The following is a 25,519-nucleotide window of genomic DNA, read 5'->3' as shown; positions in this document are numbered from 1 at the left end:
TAAGCGACAGACAAAAACAAATTCTATTCAAACAGTGTTCTAAGGAAGAATAAGAACCTCCCGCGTGTCTGTTTTTCATACAAATCCCGGGAATATAAATCCAACACACGTTTTTTTGATTTACTTAATTAATTTATAAACTTTAAAACGTAATTCTTGCATGGAGCACATGAATTTTAAACCGGGATGGAAAATTCTTCTTATTTTATTATCCGGAATTTTTCTTTCTCTCGACATCCAAGCACAACGAATCAAAGTGCATGGTAATGTAAAAGATTCTTATGGAGAACCTGTGGTAGGAGCGAATGTTATAGTAAAAGGCACAACATCCGGAACTGTAACTGACATTGACGGAAATTACCAGATAGAAGCGCCTAAAGACAGCTCTCTTATATTTTCTTTTGTCGGATACATTTCTCAAAGTATCCCTATAAAAAACAGAACTGAAATATCCGTTATTCTTGAAGAAGATGTTATTACTTTAGGAGAAGTGGTTGCTATCGGATACGGAACTGTAAAGAAAAGCGACGCCACAGGAGCAGTTACACAGGTCAAACCGGATGAAATAAACAAAGGTATGGCAACATCTGCACAAGATCTGCTGGTAGGTCAAACTCCGGGCGTTGTCGTCACCTTGACCGGAGGCAAACCTGAAGCCGGAGGAGAAATCCGTATTCGAGGAGGGTCATCTTTAAATGCGACAAACGACCCGCTGATCGTTATAGACGGTGTTCCAGTAGATAATTCAGGAGTTACCGGAATGTCGAATCCTCTCAGTATGATCCCACCCGACAATATAGAAAGTTTTACGATTCTAAAGGATGCGTCGGCAACCGCAATTTACGGATCAAGAGCTTCGAACGGCGTTATCATCATTACCACTAAAAAGGGAATGAGCGGAAAACCTCAAATAAATTTCAATGCAAACATGTCGGTCAGCACTTCCCGCAGAACCACCGGAGTTCTAAATGCCGATGAATTCAGAAGACTGATTGCCGAACAGACCGGAACTTCCAGTCAGGCATACCAGCTATTGGGAAATGCCAATACGAACTGGCAGGATGAAGTACTGAGAACGACTGTCAGCTCAGACTACAATTTAAGCGTAGGCGGACAATATAAAATATTGCCTTACCGTGTATCGGCAACTTTTACGAACCAAAACGGTATCTTAAAGACATCTTCAATGAACCGTACTACGGCTTCGATTTCCCTCACTCCTAAATTTTTTAACAATACGTTAAGTGTAAATATGAATGTCAAGGGATTATACATACGCAATGAGTTTCCTGACGAAGCCGCTATCGGGGGAGCTGTAAGTTTCGATCCGACTCAACCGGTTAAAGTTCCGGGACAAGAAATCGGAAATGGATATTTCATGTGGTTGCAACAAAATACAGGAGCAGTTATAGGAATTGCCCCTCTTAATCCGGTTTCTTTACTGGACGATCGTTCTATGATCTCTCATGTTTACCGCAGTTTGGGAAATATCCAACTCGATTATATCATGCCTTTCCTTCCGGAATTGAGAGCAAATCTGAACTTAGGATATGATGTGTCGAAAAGCCGACAATGGAATAAAATGTTCCCTAACTCTCCTATAACTTATAAAGAAAATAAAAAACTGGGGATCGGACAAACCGAAACGTTGAAACAATTAAAGAGAAATCAATTACTGGATTTTTATTTGAATTACAGTAACGATTTCCGCCAAATATACAGTAAAGTGGAGGTCATGGCAGGTTATTCATGGCAAAAATTCTATAAAGACGGAAGCACCATAACAACACTTATGCCCGATAATGAACCTTGGTATGACAAAACTTATGCCGACCACCTGCAATTACTTTCGTTTTTCGGACGAATCAACTATACATTCAAAGATACATATCTACTAACATTCACTTTACGGGGTGATGCGACTTCCCGTTTTTCTAAAGATCACCGTTGGGGAACATTCCCGGCTTTGGCTCTGGGTTGGAAAATTATCAACGAACCGTTTATGCAACCGGTTGCTAATGTAATGAACGAATTAAAATTACGGTTAGGATATGGTATCACCGGACAGCAAGACATCAGTGACAACTATTTTCCGTATATGCCATTATATTCGATGGGATTTCCAACAGCTTCTTATCCATTCGGAGACCGATATTACAATACTCTACGACCAAACGGATATGATCCTAACATAAAATGGGAAGAAACGACTACATGGAACATCGGTTTAGATTTTGCTTTTCTGGATAATAGGATCAGCGGATCTTTCGACTATTATTATCGAGAAACGAATGATCTGATCAGTCGTATTCCTGTTCCGGCAGGATCGAATCTGACAAACGAAATATACACGAATATCGGGAGTTTGAGAAATGAAGGCGTAGAGTTCAGCATCAGCTCAAAACCAATTGTAACAAACAAATTTATTTGGGATCTGGGATTTAACATTGCCTATAATTCGAACAAAATTACAAAGTTAAATAAAAGTAACGATGCCGATTATTATATACCTGTCGGAGGTATCAGCGGAGGAACAGGAAATACCGTACAGGCTCATAAGGTCGGATACCCGGCATTCAGTTATCTTCTATATGAGCAGGTATATGACAAGGATGGAAATCCGATAGAAGGACTTTATGTCGATAGAAACGGAGACGGGGTTATCGATGAAGCAGACAAACGATTATATAAAAGCAGAGATCCAAAAGTCGTAATGAGTTTCACATCACGTATGGAATATAAAAATTTCGATTTCGGATTTTCTCTTCGCGCCAATCTCGGAAATTATGTCTATGATAATGTACAATCCAATAATTCAAGTTATTCGGCAATATATAACAGTGCCGGATATTTGAATAATTTGATAAGTCGCGGAACAAAATTTCAAAATCCGCAATACATGAGCGATTATTATCTGCACAATGCAGGATTTTTGCGCTGCGATAACATTACACTCGGTTATACATGGAATGAGTTGGCACAAAACAAACTGAAACTCAGATTATACGGTGCGGTACAAAATCCTTTTGTCATCACCAAATACAAAGGACTCGATCCTGAAGTATTCTCGGGTATCGATAACAATGTGTATCCTCGCCCCGTAACCTTTTTGCTGGGAGTCATAATTACTTACTAATAAAAAATACGATATGAAAAAAACAATATATAGCTGTTTCATAGCACTGTTAGTTGCAGGCTTATCTACTCTTGTATCGTGTTTAGGGGATCTCGACCTAAAACCGATCGATAAAAACTTGATCCAAGACTCCGATTTCAAATCGCACCACGAGTACTATACCCAGTTCCTGGCAAAAGTATATGCAGGATTAGCAGTTTCCGGTCAAGAAGGCCCTGCCGGAAAACCCGATATAGAAGGCTTCGATGAAGGTATGGCCCAATATATCCGGTCATACTGGAATCTTCAAGAATTGCCGACCGACGAAGCCTTATTAGGTTGGAACGATGCAGGCGTACCCGAACTAAGCACTTCAAAATGGTCTGCCGCAAACGGATTTATATATGTCATGTATAGCCGCATCTTTTTTCAAATAGCTCTTTGCAACTCTTTCTTAAAAGCGACAACGCCTCAAGCTTTAGCTCAAAATAACATTACAGGCGAACTTGCAGAACAAATATCCAAATACCGTTCAGAAGCTCGCTTCCTACGTGCATTTTCTTACTGGCATGCAATAGATATGTTCGGGAATGTGGCTTTTGTAACCGAAAATGAACAAATTATGGAAGCTCCTAAACAAAAATCGAGAGCCGAAATATTTCAATTTCTACTGAGCGAACTGAATGCTATCGAAAATGATCTACCTGTAAATCCGGAATACGGACGTGCAGGAAAGGGTGCTCTATGGATGCTAAAAGCCAAATTATATTTGAATGCATCTGTTTATACGGGAACTCCGATGTATTCCGAATGTGCTTCAACTTGCCAGCAAATTATCGGACAGTACGGAAGCGGTGCTAATCACGGATTGGCGCAAACATATAAATTTTTATTCTGTGCCGATAATGATCAATTCGCAAGAGGCGGAGAACAAGGTGAAATTCTGATGGTCGTCCCATACGATCGAGACCGGACGAGAACATACGGCGGAACGACATATCTTACTATCGGTGCTTATGGAGGCACCATGATAAAAGAAAATTATGGAGTCAATGACGGATGGGCAGGACCGAGATCGACATCAAATCTGGTAAAAAGTTTTGAAGACGGAGATTCCAGATATGCATTCTACAGTGACGGAGCAAATATCGAAAATACCGATCTGGGGAATTTTCAAGATGGGTTTGCCGTTACTAAATTTACGAATCTGCTTTCGACCGACTGGGAAAATACGAGCAAGCGGGCATATCCCTACCCAGACACGGATTTTCCCATTTTCCGACTTGCAGATACTTATCTAATGTACGCAGAATGTGCCTATCGAGGTTATGGAGATCAAAATTTAGCCAAAACTTATATGAATTATTTGAGAACTCGGGCAGGTATCTCCACTTACACTTCTACTACGGATATTACTTTAGATGAAATTCTTGCAGAAAGAATGAGAGAACTTTATTGGGAAGGTCACCGACGTACCGATCTGATACGTTTCGGAGTCTTTACATCCGGAAGTTATTTATGGGCATGGAAAGGTGGAGTACTGACCGGAAAGTCTCTTGAAACCAAATATAATTTGTATCCGATTCCAGCAAAAGAAATAGCTGCGAATCCGGGTACTCAACAAAATTATGGATACTAAATATAACTTTATACGATTATGAATCATACGATAAAATACTGGCTATTTTTCTGCATCGGAATATTTCTGCTATTGCAATCTTGTAATGACGATAAATCTCCTGTATATGAATTTACAGCCGCTCCGGAATTAAGCCCGCTTGATAATTCCAGCCTTGTACTCAACGAAGAAGCTGAAAATTTCATCGCTGAAACATTTTCATGGAGTGCCGGGAAATACGGATTTCAAGCTGCACCTCTCTACACTCTTCAAATAGACAATACCGAGTCGTTTTCCGATCCTATTTCATTGGCAGAAACTCACAACTTGTACCTTCCTGTCAATGTAGGGAAACTAAACATGGCAACTCTGATTTTGGGAGGAGAAAGCGGTATTCCCCTTGAAACATACGTACGGCTGAAAAGCGAACTTACCTCCAGCATTATCGTTTACTCCCGGTACGTTACATTAGAAATTACACCGTATCCTATGGTAATCGTCTATCCCAAATTATATGTTCCGGGATCTTACCAAGGATGGAACATCGCCAGTGCTCCTACCCTGCTTTCTTACCGAATGAACAACAAATACGAGGGTTATCTGAATCTCGTCGATGAAAACAATCCCGATGCACCAATTACATTCAAATTAACCACAGAACCGGTATGGAACAAAGGAGAAGAATATGGCAGCGGAGGTGCTCCGGGAACTTTAGCATTGAAAGGGGGCGATATTTCTATCTCTCCACAAGGTTATTATCATATAAGCGTCGATCTCAATACGCTAACCTATACTTTGACTCCGGCAACCCCGGGAGAAGAAATGACAACGACTGACAAATAAAATACATCTTGGGAGGAGACGAGGTGTATAAACTGAAAGAGCTGCTTACAACTCCGATAAGTTGCAGATGCAGCTCTTTCTTTATTTATAAAAAACTCAAGCTTCTATCTGATCCTCTAAATGTTGAGTAGAATATTCCCCTATCAACGGTAAACGCATTCTGTCTTTCACCTCTTCCGAAGATAAACCATGCCCGAATAGAAACATTAATTTCGTTATCGCAGCCTCCGTAGTCGAATCATATCCGCTTATTATCCCCGCTTGAGCCAACTTATTTCCAGGACCATACAAACTCATCTGTACACTGCCGCTGGAGCATTGAGTCACATTCACGATCACAATTCCCCGAGCAACCGCAGCCCTTAACATATCTAAAAACCAAGGTTTAGAAGGGGCGTTTCCCGTACCATATGTTTCCAAGACGACACCTTTCAAATGAGGGATATTCAAAATACTATCTACCGTTTGCGGAGTAATGCCCGGAAAAATCTTAAGAATCACAACATTCGTATCCATTAAATAATGCGGTTTCAGAGGTTTGGGAACACGCACTTTATTAATAAGATTATTGTCATACCGTATATGCATCCCTACTCGTGCCAACGCCGGATAATTCAGAGACCGGAAAGCATTGAAATTTTCAGCGCTAATTTTCGAGGTTCGGTTTCCCCTCATCAAATGATTTTGAAAAAAAATACACACTTCCGGAACAACAGGAAATCCGTTTTCTTTTGCCGCCGCAATTTCAATAGCCGTAATCAGATTTTCTTTTCCGTCTGTCCTCAGCATACCGATAGGTAATTGAGACCCGGTCAAAATAACAGGTTTTGCTAAATTTTCAAGCATAAAGCTAAGCGCTGAAGCCGTATATGCCATTGTATCAGTTCCGTGCAGAACGACAAAACCATCATAAGTATCATAATTATCTGCTATGATTTTCACCAAACGAATCCAAGATGCAGGATCGATTTCCGAAGAATCTATCGGAGGATCAAATTGAATCGATGAAATCAAAAATCCCAAACGCCTTAATTCCGGAACATTATCTAACAAATGATCAAAATTAAACGGCATCAGAGCCCCCGTTTCAGGGTCTTGTATCATACCGATTGTCCCGCCTGTGTAGATAATCAATACGGAAATTTTCTTTTCGGACATATTCCTCAGAATTATTTTTTGACAAAAATAGCAAATAATACCAGAATAAATAGCCTTTTGCCGGTTAAAATTATCACATACCGATTATACAAGTATTCATTCATAGCAAAAAGTCAATATCAATACCTAAACGGGAACTTAACAACAGGACTTATCTTTTTCAAAACTTGTTAAAAAATTTATTCGAGATAAAATAGTAAAGCCTTTTCCAAAGTCCCGAATCATTTGAAACAAAAAAATTATCGGACTATTTCGAATTTTAAAAACTTAAAGAATTCGAAAATCATCTTATCGCAACCAGAACAACGACTAAAAATATTTCTATTAAATTTAAACAGGCTCTAATATTCATTTAGAAATCTTTATTGTAAAATCTCATAAATCGATTATTTTATATTCAAAAAAAAAGAATCCATAATAACATAAAAACCGATTATCTGAAAACCCGGAAAATTCAATAAATGAAAGGCATATAAAAAATTTTGTATCCGTAAAGTTAAAAAGTTAATATACGGGATCATCCATAAAATTTTACAAGAATGTTACATTACTTAATAAAAAAAATACTATGTTTGCAAAACATTGATTTATATCAAAATTAAAATCACCAATTATCAAAAATGAGATTACGCATGAATGCGAAAAAATTTACTATCGGCAAGATAATTATGTTATCTCTGTGCCCAAGTTTCCTTATTTTCGGATATTCTTGTATAGACAAAAAGTATGATCTTACCAAAGACATTTCCACAATCGTAGGAATCGGGGGTGAATTAGGGTTTCCTTTAGGAGAGACCGAAACAAAGCTCCTCAGCGATTTATTAAAGCCGGAAGACATAGAAGATTTAACCACCGACGACGACCAATACGGTATACATAAAAAAGAAAATGTAAAAGCCGACATTCCAACTTTCGACCCGGTATCAATCAATGCAATAAATACATCTACCGACTTTAACATCTCGTTTGAGAAGTTGACAATAGATCCTATAAAAATCGATGAGACTCAACCGGATATATTGTTGAAAAAAAATATAATCGACAAACCTGAGATCAATCAGTCTTTTACAGGAAGCGTACCGATGATAATCACGGAAAACGTTCCGATAAACGTTCCTAACAACGGAGAAGTTAGTATAATGGATAAAGAATTCCGGCTCGATGAGCATCAGACATCTTTTGTCGTTGCAAAAGGAACGTGCCCTGTAGAAGTAACACATATATCCAATATAAAATTCAGCGGAACAACCGCACACCTGAAAATGGATATGGAGCAATTGAAAAATACATTAAATCTATCTGAGGCAACCGTAACACTGAAAAATTTTACAATAACATTCCCCAATACATTCGAAATTTCAAATCCTACTAAAGGAACACTGATCAACAGCTATACTTTGAATCTCGACAATGTAAATCTGACATTAACCGATAACATAATAAACTTCAATCTGGTCAGTTATAACAAAGAAATAGATGCTGCACAAGGCGAATTTTCGGGATTCGCAGAATCGATCAATTATTCTCAGTCAGGATATATCAGTATAAAAGGTATCACAAAAGGGGTTAATCTATCATCAATAGATATATCGATGCCTATCAGTATAAGCAGTTCTAATATCAATATCGAGGATATGGATCTTGCCATCTCAGATGTAAAAATAGATGTAGAACAGACAAATTTCAGTACCGATATCAACGTTACCAATATAAACAAAGATGTAAAAACGATAAACAAAGTATATTTTGATGACAATTCTACACTTACTTTGAAATCTGACCCCATTACTCTTGCCGGATTAGACCTCTCCGGTGGAGAGGTAACGATTAACCTGAACGATCCGAATACCCCTTTCGAATTCGATAAAACAGGTAACACATGGAATGGAGATAACCTCGTCATTACAATCGACGAATTAAAAAACGGATTTACCAAACAAGTAAAATTAAAATCGATAGATCTCTCTCAAAAAGTACTAAAGTCCGAAACAGACGGAACAAAATCACTGTCTTTCGAACCACAATTTAAAGTTAATACTTTTACTACATATGCTAAGGGCAACACAACATTCAAGAAAATAGAAAGCTTCAACAACAATTCGAAAATCAATTTCAAACTTCAGGAAAGTATATTGAATATTGCTGACGCCGATGTCGAGACAGAATCGTTTACCGCCGATCTCGGAAATAATACAGCAAAAATAGAAGTTGATGAAACTGATGTTCCTAAAGAATTAAAAGCCCTAAAATGGGTTAAGCTGAAAGGAAATACTGCTGTAAATCTGCAAGCGAGTATCAACATCACAGACGGAGCTGGAGATCTACAATTCGATGAATTGATAATCGATTTTCCTCAATACATTATTTTTGATGAAAATTCAGGTGTAATAAAACATACTAATCCTGAAACCGGAGAAAAAAGCCAACGTCTGATTTTGAAAAACCAAAAATTTACCAAAGGTTCTTCTACGGAACGGACATGGAAATATAATAATCAACTGCATATTACAAAGCTTGATTTCACAGACAGTGAATTCCAAAATATTCTGACAGAAGATCACAAACTCATATTACCTGAAAAGAACGCGGTAATAACCGGTCGAGCTTCCGTATCGTCCGGAAACATCAACCTCGACGATCTTCAAAATCTAAATGTCAAAACATCTGTGAATGTAGAACAGATGAACATACAACTGGCCGCCGGAGAAGTCAATGATGACGTTATCTCCGATAATCCTCACACATCAATAAATTTAGGAGATCTTTCGGATTATCTGAAAGAAGGGTCGGCCTTGTACCTTCCGAATGCCAATTTCCAATTGACAGCGACAAACCCGATCGGAGTACCTATCAACGTCGATCTGATTTTCACTCCCTATAAAAACGGAACTCCTTTAGCTTCAGGAGGATTAAAACCCGATAAATCCATGACCATCGAGGCTTATGATGATTTAAATCCTTCAGAAGAAGAAACAGCTAAAACTTCAAAATTCATATTAGCGACTCCCGAATACATAGCAAAAGGTATTCCTGAAGGGTTCGAAGCTATTCCGTTCAGTCAACTGCAAAGCGTAATCAAAGACGTTCCGGACAGTATAGTCATAGACGCTATTCCGACTCCAAAAGCCGTAGAAGGAGAAAACTGGCACACGGTAGATCTCTCAAAAGGAGGCTCTCAAGTACTGATCGACTGCAACGCAGATGTACCTTTTGTTTTAGGTAAAGATGTCAACATCGTATATAAAGACACGATCGATAACATACAAGATGATACAGATGACATTTTTGAAAAAGCAACAGCGAGCGAAATCTCGATAAAAGCAACCGTATATAACGGTCTGCCTTTAGAATTGGCATTGAAAATTATCCCGTTATCGACAGGTTGTGTCAGCACTATCGATTCAAACGATCTATCCTTCACGTTCGACAACGGAAAAGAAGAAGGGTATGTTGCTGCAGGCACATATAATAGTGAAACAGGATCGACGAATACTTCTGAAACTACTCTTTTAATCAAAGTCAGAGAGCGAGAAGGCTCAGGAGCTTTAAGACGTCTGGACGGTTTGGAACTGCTAATTACAGGCGGATTGGGTGCAAATGAAGGTACAGTAGGCGGTGTTCCGTTGAAACCCAGTCAATCCATTAAAGCGAAGGTCGCCTTAAAGGTAAAAGGTATTCAAGCTGATATCGATAACTTTTAAAATCAACGTCGAACTCTTTACAAATACATAAAATGAAAAAGAAAATCATCATATTCATCCTATGTTTGGTCTCTGCAGGAGTATCGGCACAGACCTTGTATTCATCATATTTTTTAGAACGGATGCCTTATCGCCATAGATTGAATCCGGCTTTAATAAATGATTACGGATACTTCAGTTTTCCCGGATTAGGAAATCTCGATATTCAAGTAAACGGCAACATGGCCTTATCTCACTTTTTATATCCATCAGGAGACGAATTATTAACAGGTTTTCATCCGAGCATCTCATCAAACGAGTTTATTGGTTCGTTAAAGAACCGAAATAATCTGAGTTTAAATATCGATGAAACGATTTTATCATTCGGATTTTTCGCATTTAACGGATTTAATACTTTTGATTTATCAGTAAAAAGCAGTACCGATATATTCTTGCCGAAAGACTTATTTGCCTTTTTGAAAAATGGACAAACCGGAGAGGTTACTCAATACGAAATGAAAGATATCCGGGCGAAAAGCAACAATTATGTCGAGTTGGCATTAGGACATGCTCACCGCATAAACGACAGGTTAACGATAGGGGCTAAACTGAAAGCGTTAATCGGTGCAGGGAATCTGGATGCAAGAATAGACCGTATGACTATGACATTATCCGATGAACGATGGATGATACAAAGTAAAGGTATAGCCGACCTGTCTCTTGCCGGAGTAAGTTTGGAAACCGACAGTAACGGTGAAATCGACGGATTCGATTTCGACACCGGGAAATTAGGAATTGCCGGTATCGGTGGTGCTATCGATCTCGGTGCAACTTATAAAATTCTCGACAATCTTACCGTGTCGATGGCTTTAACAGATATAGGTTTTATTCGTTGGAATAAGAATAAAAAAGCGGAAACCCCTGAAGGAGAATTTGTATTCGACGGATTCAAACATTTAGGTGCTGAAGATGACGATAACGGCAATAACGCCTTTGACGACGAAACCGATAAAATCGGAGATGATCTTGAAGCTTTATTTAAATTTAAAGAAACTCAAGCTTCTTCCAGAAGTACTTGGTTGAAAACGACTATGAATATAGGAGCAGAATATGGCGTTTTAAATAACAGAATATCATTCGGATTGTTATCCTCTACCCGATTCAGTACCCCAAAAACATGGACAAAACTGATGGCAACAGCTAATTTCCGCCCGGTAAAATGGTTCATGGCAGCACTCAACGGATCGGTATCGAATACCGGATGCACATGGGGTGCTTTGATAAATTTATGTCCCAGAGGATTTAATCTTTTCTTGGGAGCTGACTATATCGCTGCAAAATATACTCCACAATATGTACCTGTAAATACGACAAACATGAGTTTCAGTTTCGGTATAAATTTCCCGTTAGGAACCGACCCGAAATTGAAAAATAAAAAAGTCTATAATCCCGTACCCGCAGCATACTAATCAAATAAATAAAGTGAAAACGGCAGACGAAATCGTCTGTCGTTTTCACTTTAATATCTATAACTCATCTGTTAAACGGCGAATATCTGCATTTTTTAATTAAAATAAGATTGAGAAATATGAAGAAACTCTTTTTATCAGCACTTATTGCGATTCTTTGCCTTTCATGGTACTACTATTTTATGAACGACTCAAAAGAAGTTATAAATGAAGAACAGAAAGAAACGGTTCTAAACATAAAAGATGATGATGATGCAACCATGGAAAAAAGCACTCATCTTAAATTTAAAGGCGTACCCATTGACGGAAAATTGGATGAGTTTAAGTCACGCATGGAGCGTAAGGGATTCAAGCATATAGGTACACAGGACAATGCAGAGATACTGCAAGGTGATTTTGCCGACTTCAAAGAATGTACGATCTATGTAACCACACTCGATAATAAGGATTTAGTTTCAAAAATCTCCGTTGTTTTTCCGGAACAAAAACAGTGGAAATATCTTTATGGAGATTACAAGCATTTGAAAGAATTGTTGACAGAAAAATACGGCAAGCCATCAGCATGCACTGAAAAATTCCAATTTTTCCATGAACCTCGCAACGATAACGAAAAAATGGATTATGCCTTATTGGGCGGATGCCAGTACGAGAGTCGATTTACAACTAACAATGGTGAAATCATCCTTTGGATCGAACATGAAAGATCCTTATCATGTTTTATAATGCTTTCTTATAAAGACAAAGATAATAGCAACATCATTAGAGAACACGCAAAAGATGATTTATAATAAATTTTGAAGCACTCCAATACCAATAAACGATAGACACAAATAGCCGATCATTATTATTTAGAATCTATCTAAATTCTATCTGGGTCAGTTTTGAAATTTTCTTTCGAGGATGTTTTGTTATTTTTACGAAGAGGATAGCGGGCTATCCGACGAGCGATAACGGGAAAAGAGACCGGAAGAAAACACAAAAATGACCTGATAATATTTTTTTGTCGGAAAATTTAGACAGGCTTTTAGGTGCATTGAAATCAACGAAGGATCAACACATCCCCTTCTGACGGGACATAGTCTTTATCTTTATGATTCATTTTATACAAATATTTCATACGAATACCATAAATCTGAGAAATATCATGCATCGACTCCCCTGCTGAAACGATATGCCTCGTATAGGCCTTATCCGCCTTTTTATTTTTTTTCTCAAGGTAAATCACCATTCCCGGATCTAAAGGATAATCTTTGGGAATCTCATTATAACTACACAGTTTTTTTACGCTGATACCGAACTCCTTCCCTATATTTTTAAGATTATCTCCCACACGAACTTCGATGTAATACAAGCCTGAAGAACGATACACCTGATGAGGTTTATATCCTACCGGTAATTCAGGAACATCTTGTGAAGAACGCCCCTTACGATCATATCGATATAAATCATACAATTCTATAATCTGAATCAATTTACTTGCATACGCCTTATCGGTCGCATATCCGCAACGCTGCAAGCCCCTTGCCCAACCTTTATAATCGGTACTTTTCAGTTCAAATAACTGAGCATAACGCATATTCCGAGTCAAGAATAAAGAATGATCTTCGTATGAGTCTTTAGGATGCTTATATTTACGAAAGCACTCTCCTTTAGCATCATCATCGTGATAAACCCGAGCTCCTGTCCATTTATTATGACATTTTATACCGAAATGATTATTCGATTTACGCGCTAATGTTCCTCTTCCAGCGCCAGATTCCAATAGCCCTTGAGCCAGAGTAATACTGGCCGGTATTTTATATTTTTTCTGATGACTGATTGCCAAATCCTTATACGTATCTATATATTGCATATAAAGACGATTCCGGCTCTGAGCACTCACATCCCCCCCCCAAAAAACAGAAATGGCAAAAAGCGAAAACAGTGTTAATCTTTTAAAACTCATACTCAATATCCTTATTATAACTCGAAAAAAGAACGTAAAACTCGCGCGAATATTTCAAAACTTCTTTATATTTGTATTATTACTGAATCATTACCAATTAGTGATAAGCATATATTCGAATAACCTTAACGCTATAAAATTAGTCTCGATATGAAAAAGTTGAATCTCGATACAAAGATAACAGTTTGTTCTTATGAAGAATTGAGCCCCGAAGAAAAAATTCTGATCGATCGGGCAAAAGAGGCGAGCAACCTCTCATACGCACCCTATTCTCGATTCCAAGTAGGAGCAGCAGCCCTACTGAATAATGGAGAAATAATACAAGGAAACAATCAGGAAAATGCCGCATATCCTTCGGGATTATGCGCAGAACGCGTAACACTTTTTTTCGCCAATGCCAACTATCCCGATATTCCTGTGAAAATGCTGGCATTGGCGGCTCAAACAGGCGGAAGCTACACAGACGGTCAAGTTGCTCCGTGCGGAGCTTGCCGACAGGTAATTTTAGAAACAGAAAATCGTTTTAACCAACCTATACGGATATTAATGTACGGTAAAGATGACATTTATATCGTAGATTCTATAAAAGCGCTATTACCGTTGTATTTCGATAAATCAAGTATGGAATGATAAAAACGAATTTCACTTTTTAAAATTTTTCAATATACAAACCGATTACTTTTTATTACTTTTGTAAATACAGAATTACAAGACAGAACATTCAAAATAAATGGATAATTATATTGTTTCGGCACGGAAATACCGCCCGTCCACATTCCACTCCGTTGTAGGACAAAAAGCTTTGACCCAGACTTTAAAAAATGCGATCAGTTCAGGGAAATTAGCTCACGCTTATCTTTTTTGCGGTCCGCGGGGAGTAGGAAAAACAACATGTGCCCGAATTTTTGCCAAAACAATCAATTGTTTACATCCTACAGCCGATGGAGAGGCTTGTAACGAATGCGAATCCTGTAAAGCATTCAATGAACAGCGATCTTACAACATTTTAGAATTAGACGCTGCATCTAATAACTCGGTGGACGACATACGGCAACTGACCGAACAAGTCCGCATTCCACCCCAAATCGGGAAATACAAAGTATTCATCATCGATGAAGTACACATGCTATCGACAGCCGCATTCAACGCATTTCTAAAGACACTGGAAGAACCTCCTCATCATGCACTATTCATATTAGCGACTACCGAGAAGCACAAAATTTTACCGACAATACTGTCTCGATGTCAAATTTACGATTTTCAAAGAATCACGACAGCCGATACCGTAGAGCATCTGCAATATGTCGCTTCTCAAGAAGGAGTAGCCGCCGAACCGGAAGCCTTGAGCGTCATTGCCCAAAAAGCCGACGGAGGTATGCGGGACGCATTATCTATATTCGACCAAGTCGTTAGTTTTTCTAACGGGAACATTACTTATCAATCGGTGATAGAGAACTTGAATGTCCTCGATTATGAATACTACTTCAGCCTGACCGATACATTTTTACGGAATGCCGTACCCGAAGCATTAATTCTTTTCGACAAAATACTGAAAAAAGGATTTGAGGCTCAATATTTTATAAGCGGATTAAGTAATCATTTCAGAGATTTGTTAGTCTGCAAAGACCCTATAACCCTACCTCTACTCGAAGTAGGTCCGGCAACAGCACAACGTTATGCCGAACAAGCGACACAATGCAGCAACGAATTTTTGTATAAAGCAATCGAGTTGAGTAACCGATGCGATTTGAACTACCGGAACAGTAATAATAAGAAATTATTGGTCGAATTGACACTGATACAGCTCTGTCAATTAACTGCAGCAAAAAATCCACAGCCCGAACAACAGCCAACGTTGCAAAAAGTATCTCCCGCGACACAAACTGTCTCCCAAAGAAATTCTTCACCGATTCAGAATGCTCCGGCAGAACAAAAGAGAACCGTTACGACAAATGCTCCTGTCGCATCACCAACAGTTCAAACAAGCACCGATGCTCGGACAACAGCAACAATACAGACCGATAAAACGGTAAATAAGGCTCAATTAAACGAGTTATCGAATAATCAACATCCCGCACAAAAACCGAAACCCCGAACGATTCCGATTCCTTCTATATCGATAAAAAAACCGATTATCGAAACAAAAGAACAGGTTCAGGAGACAAGGAAAGATGTGGACATGAATAATTCTTTCTCTGAAGAGGATCTGCAAAAAGCGTGGATTAAATTCACCAACACGATTTCCACCGAAACCGTTCTGGTGAATACGATGCGCACTTGTCCGCCTAAAATGCTGAATGCAACAGATTTCGAAGTTGTGGTCGATAATAAAGAACAGTTAGACCGGCTGAACGAAAGAGGTACGGACTTAATGCAATTCTTGAAAAAAGAATTAAAAAACACCCGCATCTCCATGCGTCCAAGAGAAAGCGAGAAGCAAGAAAAACACAAGGCTTTCAGCCAACGGGAACGATTCGATCTTATGGTTCAGAAAAATCCCAACATTATGCACTTAAAAGACAAATTCGGCTTAGAACTGGCATGACAATACCCCCAATAGGCTTTGACTAAGAGTGTATTTTTATTCTGTCGGAGTCATATACTGATAAGCGCCTACATCCGGATTTACCCCTTCAGGGCGCGGATTGCCTAAAAGATCCATACGTGTATTCTCATCGACAAATTCAGGATCTCCTGCTCTGTAAGCCGCCGAAGACTCTGAAGCCAATCTGAAATCATACTGATAGTTATCTCCCGTAGCCACAAACATCGGATCTCCATTCCATATACACTGAATGAAATTTTCATCGTCCGAACCATTCACCCTAAAAAGACAAGTTTTAAAATAGATCTGGGTATTCAACAATTCTAAAGGCTGCATCAACGTGCTGTTACCGATAATGATACAATTTTGAAATGATGCTTTCAACGGCAAATTTTCTTCTGTCTGAGTATATCTGTCAAAAACCAGTAAAGGAGATTTTATGACATCCATCAATTGAAAATAATTGGCAAATGTACAATGAGTAAATTTTGTTTCTCCTCCGGACAAACTCATTAAAGCACCGCTGGCATTGGAAAATTGACAATTCCATGCCTCAATCCTGCTCTCCGTCGAAGAAACCAGATTATTACTGGAGTTATGAATCACCGAATTGCTGAATATGATTTTAGTTCGCGAAACATCTGACGAATCGATAACGATTCCGGTAGAAGTACCCCTCATGGCAACATGGTCGAAACGGTTATCGTAACTGTCCGTATGGATACGAATTCCTCCCCACTGTCCCGGCAAATAGTCATACGGTAAATCGGCGAACATACGGTCGAGACGATCTCCTCGAAAAGTTACAGGACGCGATGCTGTACCACGAGCATCGATCTTTCCCTTGACCTCAAGCATCGCCTTACTATGAAAATAAAGCGTAGTTCCTTCGGACAATACCAAAGACGACGATGCAGGAATCACAAGACTGTCATAAACCAAATAAGGTTTTTCTCCGGTAAATACGTTCTCTCCGTCCGGCAACACTTCACCCCGTAAAACATTGACATCTTGTCCGTATGCCTCTAATTTGACATCCTGACGAATTCCATTCGTAACAAATACGATAGAATCTTTTATCAATAAAGGAGAGTTTTGGTTTGTCGGATCGACATTTGCTTCCACAAAAACATATAAACTATCTTTACCTCTTATTTCCAAATCTCGTATTACCGGACCTTTAGAACCGTCTACATTAATAAAAAATCCGGAATTAGCGGCATCCGCCAACGTCACGGACTCTATTTTCAACGATTTTTTCGCATGGTTATAAACTTTAAAGGATAGTGTAGCCGTACCACGCTGTGTAAAAATCGTATCAAATTTTATAATGTCCGTAGAAAAAGTCAAACGGTCGTTAGGATCGCTCGAGAAACTCTCGTCAAAACATCCTGATAAAACAAATGAAAAAACGAACAGGATAAAAACTATATGGAAAATCTTTTTCTTCATCGTTGTATATTAACGGAAAAATCCGATTGTTATTGCAAAACATTAAATTAAGAGCCTATCTATATTTTCCGAATAAGGAAACTCAGTCAGGGGAATAAATATTCCGGAGACAAAGGTAATCAAATCGATAAAAACAACCTTATTTTCAGATAAAATGAGAAAGTTAATGTACATTTGTAAAAAGAATTTATACGATTTGCGCAATGAAGTATTATCTGATAGCCGGTGAAGCTTCCGGAGACTTACATGCCTCCAAACTTATGAATGCCCTTAAAAAAGAAGACCCACAAGCTCAATTCCGTTTTTTCGGAGGCGATTTGATGCAGGCAGAAGGCGGAACTCTGGTCAAACATTACAGTGAAATGGCCTATATGGGGTTTATTCCCGTATTGCTGAATATCGACAAAGTACTGCACAATATTCGTTTATGCAAGTCAGATATAGAAGAATTTCACCCTGATGTACTGATACTTGTCGATTATCCCGGATTTAACCTGAGAATGGCAAAATTTGCTAAAACCCGGCTTAATATTCCGGTACATTATTATATTTCTCCTAAAATATGGGCATGGAAAGAGTATCGCATCAAAGATATTAAACGATATGTAGATAAAATGTACTCGATACTTCCTTTCGAAATTCCGTTTTATCAAAAACATCATTATCAGATCGACTATGTAGGAAATCCTACTGTCGATGAAATGGCGGTGAGACCGTTTGCCGATGAAAAGTTCGACTCTTTCATTGCCGAAAACAATCTTGAAAACAAACCTATCATTGCACTATTGGCCGGTAGCCGGAAAGCTGAAATCACAGCAAATCTACCGACAATGATCGATGCGGCCTCCTCATTTACAAATTATCAATTAGTCATTGCCGGAGCTCCGGGCATATCTCCCGATTTTTATCATACATTTATTTCGGGCAAACGGGTTTCTATCGTCTTTGGAAAAACATACAGATTGCTCCAACAATCCTCAGCAGCATTGGTAACTTCAGGAACAGCGACCCTCGAAACCGCTATACTGAAAGTTCCTCAAGTCGTATGTTACAAAATGGGAGGAGGAAAAATCGCATATAATCTTTTTAAGCATATACTGAAAGTAAAATTCGTGTCGTTAGTAAATCTGATTGCCGACCGGGAAGTCGTAAAAGAATTGTTGGTACATCTGTTCACTACGGAAAATGTAAAAAACGAACTGGACAAAATATTAAACGATCCTGACAAACGAGCACAGATGCTACAAGGATATACTGAAATAGCCGAACGATTAGGAAATCCGGGTGCTCCTCAAAACGCAGCAAAAAAAATCGTCGCAACCATAAAAGAGTTATAAAAAGCTCTCGATCTCTCGTCTTAGTTGTTTATCTCGGATAAAGTTTTCAAGATAAAAGATCGCTAAGCGCCGTTTTCAAAGCAGCAAATGAAGATAACGACAGTTCTTGTCCTTTATATATCAACCTGATCTTCTCAGGAGATACGAAAAAAAGAGAAACATCGGTATCGGGAGTTCCCGCAGGCAAACATTCATATCCTGCTCTCATCAGACAGTTCCGAACCCAAAAAGCCATATTATCCGGCACTGAAATCGCAGCTTTCTTGTTTAACTCGTATTGTGGGAAGAAACTTCCGGTAGAAACATCAAAATTCACGGATGAATGAGAAAACAGGTCACCAACAGCTCCTGACAGAACCATGTCCTCCGTAACACCGCATTGCAGGCCGTTCTGCCGGGACAAAAGCCACAGGCGATCGCTCAATAACAATGCCTGCTCCATATCATGAGTTGAGAACAAAATTGTCTTTTTTTCGACAGTGGCAAGTTCACGCAATAAAGATATGATCTCTATACGACTCGGAACATCCAAAAAAGCCGTAGGTTCATCTAACAATACAATAGGACACTCTTGAGCCAAAGCCTTAGCAATCATCACTTTTTGTCGTTCACCGTCAGAAAGTTCCGAAAAATAATCCGATGCCTTATGCTTAATTCCTACTCGATCGAGAGAATAATCCACGATTTTTTCATCCGAGCGGTTCAACCGTCCGAAAAAACCGGTATAAGGATAACGTCCCAAAGCAACCAACTCCCTCACTCGAAGTCCTCCCGCCAAAGAGCGATCAGTCAACACCAGACCTATTCTTCGGGAAATTTCAGTCGCCGAATAATTATATAATGATCTTCCCTCTAAAAACAATGTCCCGGACAATGCCGGTTGCGAAGCACCTAACGTTCGCAACAGAGTCGATTTCCCAGCTCCGTTAGTCCCCAATAGGCAAGTCAGTTCTCCCCGATAAAGAGAGAATGTCAGACTGTCATACAGACCCTGATGCACCTTACTCCCATCTCGATAACCAATCGATAGATTTTCAGCTTCGATAACCGGTACTCTGTTCATCAATTGAAATATTGTATTTTTTTCTGGTTCACAATTACATAAATAATCACAGGCGCTCCCAACACCGGAGTAATAGCATTCAAAGGAATAATCCCCGCTTCACCCGGAAGTACGCACAACAGATTGCAAATCAATGCAATCACAGCACCGATAAGAATCGTTACCGGTAACAAGATTTTATGATTGGAAGATCCTAAAACAAGCCTGGCAATATGAGGTACGGCCAATCCGATAAAAGAGACCGGACCGCAAAATGCCGTAACCACAGCAGTCAACAATCCGGTCGTTAATAACAATACAACCCGAACACGACGGACATTCACGCCAAGATTTTCGGCATATCGTTCTCCTAATAAAAGTGCATTCAAAGGTTTTATCAACAATAACGAAAGAACAAGACCTATCGAAACGGCAATACAGAAAAATGGCAATCTCTCCACCGATATTCCGGAAAAATCTCCCATTCCCCACAATGTATAAGAAAAAACATTTTCAGCCGTAGCAAAAAAATTCAACAAAGATATTGCCGAAGAAGTTATATATCCGACCATAATGCCGACAATAAGCAACATCACATTACTGCGTACAATCGTAGAAAAAAGAATAATAATGCCTAATATTAACACAGCACCAATAAAAGCACCTGCTAAAACCGCCATTGTACCGGAAAGAGCAAATGATCCTAAAGAACCTAACGAACCACCTAAAAACAACATCACCAAGGCTACTCCCAAACTCGCCCCGGAGTTGATCCCTAAAATCGACGGTCCGGCCAACGGATTATTGAATGCTGTCTGCAGCATCAAACCAGAAACTGCCAAAGCCGCTCCGGCAAAAAATGCCGTAACCGCCTGAGGAAAACGAGATTGCAATACGATATAGGACCAACTGCTTTTCTCTACCTCATTTCCTATACAAATATCCCAAACCGCACTCGCCGGAATAGAAACAGATCCCCAAAACAGATTTCCGAGAAACAGGCAAAAAGCCAAAAATAATAACCCTCCGATATAAAAATGAGACTTCATCATTTCAACAAGTTAAAATAACGAAGCGTATCACCGGGTAACAAATCGGGATGAAATATCAAGATAAAATCTCGCAACAAATAATCAGGATGTAAGGGAACTTCTTCATAAAAAGGTACTTTCGAACTATTACTCCCCCACACATTCTTATCTTTAAACGCTTTGAAATTAGCATTAGCGGCATAATCTTTTCTCAAATCATCCAATGTCATATCCCGATCCCGATTATATTTTACTAACCAAAAATCGGCCTGCTGAGCTTTATCGAACACGGCTTCGAAAGAGAGGGACAAAGATCCTGTCTGCGGAACATCTTTCCAAAAATAGTCTGCCCCAGCATCGGCAAAAAGCCTTGCCATATAGCTATTACCACCGGGTACATACCAAACAGGACCGGTTTTCATCTCCGAAACAACGGTAGGACGCTTAGAGATATTCGCAACTTTTTCTTTTAAAGCGAGATATGACTTTTCTGTCTCTTCGAATATCGAATCAGAAAGCGATTCTTTTCCGAAAAACAACCCTAAAAAACGAATCCATTCGGCACGACCCAAAGGGGTAGTTTCCATATAATCCACACCTTCTATAATGGGAATACCCAGTTTTTCGACTTTTCCGTAACCCATATTCTGAAAAGGAGAAGAGATTATCGCTTCAGGATTCAGATCTATAATTTTTTCTATATCCGGAGCATACGATTCTCCTAAATCTATAATTTTCCCTTCTGAGACGCCACTCTTTATTTCCGGAATAATTATATAACGAGATTCGCAAACTCCCGCAATATCGGAAAGATTTCCCAATTGCTCCAACATACTGCAATGTACCGATGAATACACGGCCACACGAGACAAAGGTGTACGTACTACTGTTCCTTCGGGTAAAGATGACGGTAAAGAAGAAGCTTTCGGTATCAATATATATTTTTGAAGCAAGTGAGTCGTATCCCAAGGATCGCGCACCTGTACTTCCGTATAATCGGGAAAACGGTTCACGCTGAACATCTCTGCATAATTCACCTGATAAGAAACAGTATCGACTTCACTGCCAGAAGAGGTATTTCCTTTTCTATTGCAGGAAACCAACACAAAAAGCAAAATTAAACTGCTGAATATTTTATTTCTCATTTCCATATTTTTTTAATCTCCAAACTTACATAAAATCGAAGAAATAATCTAAAAAAAACTGAGAAATGAACCAATAATAGCTGAATACAAAGCTGTTATACAAAATACAAAAGCCCGATAAAAAACAAAAAATATAAAAACAGACACGAAATATACTGTATTTGTCTTTTTATATTTACCTTCGCAATCAAAGGATAACTATGGCAAAAGGTGGCAAACATATCGTATTAGCATGGCTCTTGATCGCATCACTAATGCCTGTACATATTGTGAAGGCTCTTCACTTCCACAATATAACAGAAGATGTTTCCTCCCATTCAAGCATTCCACACAGCCATGACCCGGATAATTGCTGTATCTGCCAATTTTTCTTGTCTCCTTTCATCGAGTCCGAACGAATACAATCAGACTTTATTCTTCCGTTTATTTCCTTCGAATGGGTTTCACATGAAAACAAAGTCTGTAATTCCTATATATGCTCTCTATCTATCAGAGCCCCTCCTGTATATTCTGTTTTCAGTTGATATAATTATTAAAGCATTAATCATCAGAGCTTGCTTGAAATTTAGAACCTGTTTAAATTTTACTCAGATATTTTTGAGGACTGTTCTTGAGAATGTGTTTCTGTTTTTTTGATCAGAGACATAGTTGAACACGACTTGCAAAAACCGAGAAACAGACCGATCAGTACCCTCAAAAGTTGAATATATATCTTTATCTGGGAATTTAAACCGGCTGTTGAGCAAGCTTCTAAAAACAGAATAAAAATGAAAGCAATAAAAATAACATGTTTGTTGCTCTGGAGTATTTTATGCATACACGCAGAGGAACAAGATAGTTGTGTACACCTAAAAGAAATCACAGTTACAGGGCTCACAGGTAGCACACACATCAAACAAATACCGGCTCCGGTATCTATTATAAATTCCGAATTTTTAAAGACACACCAATATACCAATATCATCGATATTATTGCTAAACAGCCCGGCATATCTCAAATAACGACAGGCAACGGAATATCTAAACCTATTATCCGAGGATTAGGCTACAACAGAGTGTTGGTCGTAAATGATGGTATCCGTCAAGAAGGGCAACAGTGGGGAGATGAACACGGAGTCGAAATCGATGCGCAAAACGTACATTCCATAGAAATACTGAAAGGTCCGGCTTCTCTGATATATGGTTCTGACGCCATGGCCGGAGTATTGATTTTCCATGATGAACCGATTTTGTCTCCGGAAGGAATGAGGGCCAATATCTTTAGCGAGTATCAAACGAATAATGGACTGTTTAACTATTCCGTAAATTTTGAAGGAAACAAGAAAGGGTTCGTATATAATTGGAGATACTCGGACAAGATGGCGCACGATTACAAAAACCGGTATGACGGTTATGTTCCGAATTCCCGTTTTCGTGAACGAGCCCTCTCCGGGATGTTGGGATTAAATAAGGATTGGGGGTATTCCCGACTGAAACTAAGCTATTATCATCTCACGCCGGGAATAATAGAAGGTGAGCGTAATAACGAAACCGGAGAATTGGAAAGCTCGAGCGGAGGCAAACATTACGGCAAGCAACTTCCATTTCAACAAGTACGTCACTATAAAGCGGTATTAGACAATTCTTTTTCCCTTAAATCCGGAATTTTAAAGGTTATCGCCGCTTATCAGCAAAACCGCAGACAAGAATATGAAGAGAGTAAAAATGAATGTGGTCTCGATTTTATGCTACATACTATAAATTACGATGTACGTTATATTTTGCCTGAATACAATGGATGGAAAACAAATGCAGGTATTAACGGCATGTATCAAAAGTCTCTGAACAAAGGCGAAGAATATCTTATTCCGGCATACGATCTGTTTGATTTAGGGACATTCGTAACTGTCAGCAAATCAATGTTCCAACGTTTTCATTTAACCGGAGGGCTTCGTTTCGATATCCGACACTTGCATAGCCATTCTCTTATGGATGGAGAAAAAGAATGTTTCATTGCTTTTTCCCGTACATTCAACGGTTTAACAGGAAGCATCGGAGGCATTTATAATGTCTCGGAAAAGTTAGACATAAGGCTTAACGCATCACGAGGTTATCGTGCACCGAATCTGAGCGAATTAGGCAGTAATGGAGAACATGAAGGTACTTTACGCTATGAAATCGGAAACAAACAACTTAAGCCCGAATACAGTTGGCAATTTGATGCCGGAATAGACTACTCGTTCGAACGTATGTCTTTTCAACTTTCGTTATTTGCCAACCGCATAGATAACTACATTTTTATACAGAAATTGGAAAATATACAAATCGAAGATGTTCCTGCTTATCGATATACTGCGGGCGACGCACGCATAATGGGAGGTGAGGCTCGCATCATCATACATCCAGTCCGTCATCTGCATTTCGAGAACTCGTTTTCTTATATAAATAGCGTACAATTACATTCGTCCGAAGAAAGCAGATTCCTCCCATTTACTCCTGCACCACGCTGGCTTTCAACTTTGCACTATGATATCAATACAAACAGCAAATTATTGGATAATGCATATATAGAGGTCGAAATGGATTATAATTTCAAACAAAATCATGTATATAGAGTAAATAATTCGGAAACTCCGACACCGTCATATACTTTATTCAATATGTCGGCCGGTACAAATATAATACATCGTAAAAAGAGCCTTTTCTCATTTTATATTATGGTAAATAATATATTCAACAAAGCTTATCAAAATCATCTAAACAGATTGAAATATGCCGACACAAATGTCATAACAGGCAGAAAAGGGGTTTTCAATATGGGAAGAAATATCGGATTCAAAATACTTGTTCCGATTAATCTATAAAAAAGACTCTGACCTTATTATGCCGACAATGAAGACTTTATTGTCGGCATAATTATAAGTATTCGCATAAGCTTCTAAGAGCCTGTCTAAACTTTCCAATAAAAAAATACTATCAGGTCATCTTTGCGTTTTCTTCCGGTCTTTTTTCCCGTTTTCACTCGTCAGATAGCACACTATCATCCTCCTAAAAACAGAAAAATATCCTCGTAAGAAACTCTCAAATCTGACCCGAGCAAAATTGAGACAGGCTCTAAGAGCCTGTCTCAATTTTCCGATGAAATAAAAAGTATTTACTA

General features: G+C 38.8%; 16 protein-coding genes. 10 read left to right on the top strand and 6 right to left on the bottom strand.

Going from position 1 to position 25,519, the window contains the following annotated elements:
- Positions 1–160: 160 nt before the first annotated feature.
- From Q0093_RS03240 to Q0093_RS03230, 3 genes are read left to right on the top strand one after another with little or no spacing between them, the layout of a single operon-like run.
- Positions 161–3,136, top strand: a complete 2,976-nt coding sequence (locus Q0093_RS03240) for a TonB-dependent receptor (RefSeq protein WP_297928422.1) — start codon at positions 161–163, stop codon at positions 3,134–3,136.
- Positions 3,137–3,149: 13 nt separating this feature from the next.
- Positions 3,150–4,754, top strand: coding sequence for a RagB/SusD family nutrient uptake outer membrane protein (locus Q0093_RS03235; RefSeq protein ID WP_294176651.1), 1,605 nt, complete (start codon positions 3,150–3,152; stop codon positions 4,752–4,754).
- Between the two features lie 18 nt (positions 4,755–4,772).
- Positions 4,773–5,576 carry a SusE domain-containing protein gene (locus tag Q0093_RS03230; RefSeq protein ID WP_294176652.1) on the top strand — a complete coding sequence of 268 codons (804 nt, stop codon included), beginning with the start codon at positions 4,773–4,775 and terminating at the stop codon, positions 5,574–5,576.
- A gap of 96 nt (positions 5,577–5,672) precedes the next feature.
- Here the strand turns inward: Q0093_RS03230 and Q0093_RS03225 are convergent, their stop codons facing one another.
- A complete protein-coding gene (locus tag Q0093_RS03225) occupies positions 5,673–6,734 on the bottom strand; it encodes an asparaginase (RefSeq protein ID WP_294176655.1) in 1,062 nt (353 codons plus the stop codon).
- A 632-nt stretch (positions 6,735–7,366) separates the two neighbouring features.
- Between Q0093_RS03225 and Q0093_RS03220 the strand changes: the two genes are divergently transcribed.
- The 3 genes from Q0093_RS03220 (at position 7,367) to Q0093_RS03210 (ending at position 12,671) form a co-directional block, all read left to right on the top strand.
- Positions 7,367–10,435 carry a hypothetical protein gene (locus tag Q0093_RS03220; RefSeq protein WP_297928421.1) on the top strand — a complete coding sequence of 1,023 codons (3,069 nt, stop codon included), beginning with the start codon at positions 7,367–7,369 and terminating at the stop codon, positions 10,433–10,435.
- Positions 10,436–10,467: 32 nt separating this feature from the next.
- Positions 10,468–11,883: a DUF5723 family protein gene (locus tag Q0093_RS03215; RefSeq protein WP_294176658.1), complete on the top strand. Its 1,416-nt coding sequence runs from the start codon at positions 10,468–10,470 to the stop codon at positions 11,881–11,883.
- A gap of 119 nt (positions 11,884–12,002) precedes the next feature.
- Positions 12,003–12,671 carry a hypothetical protein gene (locus tag Q0093_RS03210; protein WP_297928420.1) on the top strand — a complete coding sequence of 223 codons (669 nt, stop codon included), beginning with the start codon at positions 12,003–12,005 and terminating at the stop codon, positions 12,669–12,671.
- Positions 12,672–12,922: 251 nt separating this feature from the next.
- Here the strand turns inward: Q0093_RS03210 and Q0093_RS03205 are convergent, their stop codons facing one another.
- The gene (locus tag Q0093_RS03205; RefSeq protein ID WP_294176662.1) at positions 12,923–13,828 is read right to left on the bottom strand and encodes a glucosaminidase domain-containing protein; all 906 of its coding nucleotides are present in this window, start codon (positions 13,826–13,828) and stop codon (positions 12,923–12,925) included.
- A gap of 150 nt (positions 13,829–13,978) precedes the next feature.
- Between Q0093_RS03205 and Q0093_RS03200 the strand changes: the two genes are divergently transcribed.
- Together Q0093_RS03200 and Q0093_RS03195 are read left to right on the top strand one after the other, a co-directional pair.
- Positions 13,979–14,458, top strand: a complete 480-nt coding sequence (locus Q0093_RS03200; RefSeq protein WP_294176663.1) for a cytidine deaminase — start codon at positions 13,979–13,981, stop codon at positions 14,456–14,458.
- A gap of 100 nt (positions 14,459–14,558) precedes the next feature.
- Positions 14,559–16,373: a DNA polymerase III subunit gamma/tau gene (locus Q0093_RS03195; protein WP_297928419.1), complete on the top strand. Its 1,815-nt coding sequence runs from the start codon at positions 14,559–14,561 to the stop codon at positions 16,371–16,373.
- Positions 16,374–16,409: 36 nt separating this feature from the next.
- Here Q0093_RS03195 and Q0093_RS03190 read toward each other — a convergent pair whose 3' ends face one another.
- A complete protein-coding gene (locus Q0093_RS03190; protein WP_297928418.1) occupies positions 16,410–17,825 on the bottom strand; it encodes a hypothetical protein in 1,416 nt (471 codons plus the stop codon).
- A 203-nt stretch (positions 17,826–18,028) separates the two neighbouring features.
- Between Q0093_RS03190 and lpxB the strand changes: the two genes are divergently transcribed.
- Positions 18,029–19,162 carry a lipid-A-disaccharide synthase gene (gene lpxB / locus Q0093_RS03185; protein WP_294176669.1) on the top strand — a complete coding sequence of 378 codons (1,134 nt, stop codon included), beginning with the start codon at positions 18,029–18,031 and terminating at the stop codon, positions 19,160–19,162.
- 46 nt (positions 19,163–19,208) lie between these two features.
- On the opposite strand, the gene Q0093_RS03180 is transcribed toward lpxB, so the two are convergent.
- The 3 genes from Q0093_RS03180 to Q0093_RS03170 are packed head-to-tail and all read right to left on the bottom strand — an operon-like array spanning position 19,209 to position 22,380.
- A complete protein-coding gene (locus Q0093_RS03180; protein WP_297928417.1) occupies positions 19,209–20,225 on the bottom strand; it encodes an ABC transporter ATP-binding protein in 1,017 nt (338 codons plus the stop codon).
- Positions 20,225–21,253 carry an iron ABC transporter permease gene (locus Q0093_RS03175; protein WP_294176777.1) on the bottom strand — a complete coding sequence of 343 codons (1,029 nt, stop codon included), beginning with the start codon at positions 21,251–21,253 and terminating at the stop codon, positions 20,225–20,227. Before Q0093_RS03175 ends, Q0093_RS03180 begins: the two co-directional genes overlap by 1 nt.
- Positions 21,253–22,380, bottom strand: a complete 1,128-nt coding sequence (locus Q0093_RS03170) for an ABC transporter substrate-binding protein (RefSeq protein ID WP_297928416.1) — start codon at positions 22,378–22,380, stop codon at positions 21,253–21,255. The genes Q0093_RS03175 and Q0093_RS03170 overlap by 1 nt, the downstream gene beginning before the upstream one ends.
- Before the next feature lie 767 nt (positions 22,381–23,147).
- On the opposite strand from Q0093_RS03170, the gene Q0093_RS03165 reads away from it, so the two are divergent.
- A complete protein-coding gene (locus Q0093_RS03165) occupies positions 23,148–25,223 on the top strand; it encodes a TonB-dependent receptor (RefSeq protein WP_297928415.1) in 2,076 nt (691 codons plus the stop codon).
- Positions 25,224–25,519 lie beyond the last annotated feature (296 nt).

This window comes from uncultured Coprobacter sp. (assembly GCF_947855755.1).
Classification (GTDB): domain Bacteria; phylum Bacteroidota; class Bacteroidia; order Bacteroidales; family Coprobacteraceae; genus Coprobacter.
This window is presented reverse-complemented; position numbering and strand designations above follow the sequence as displayed.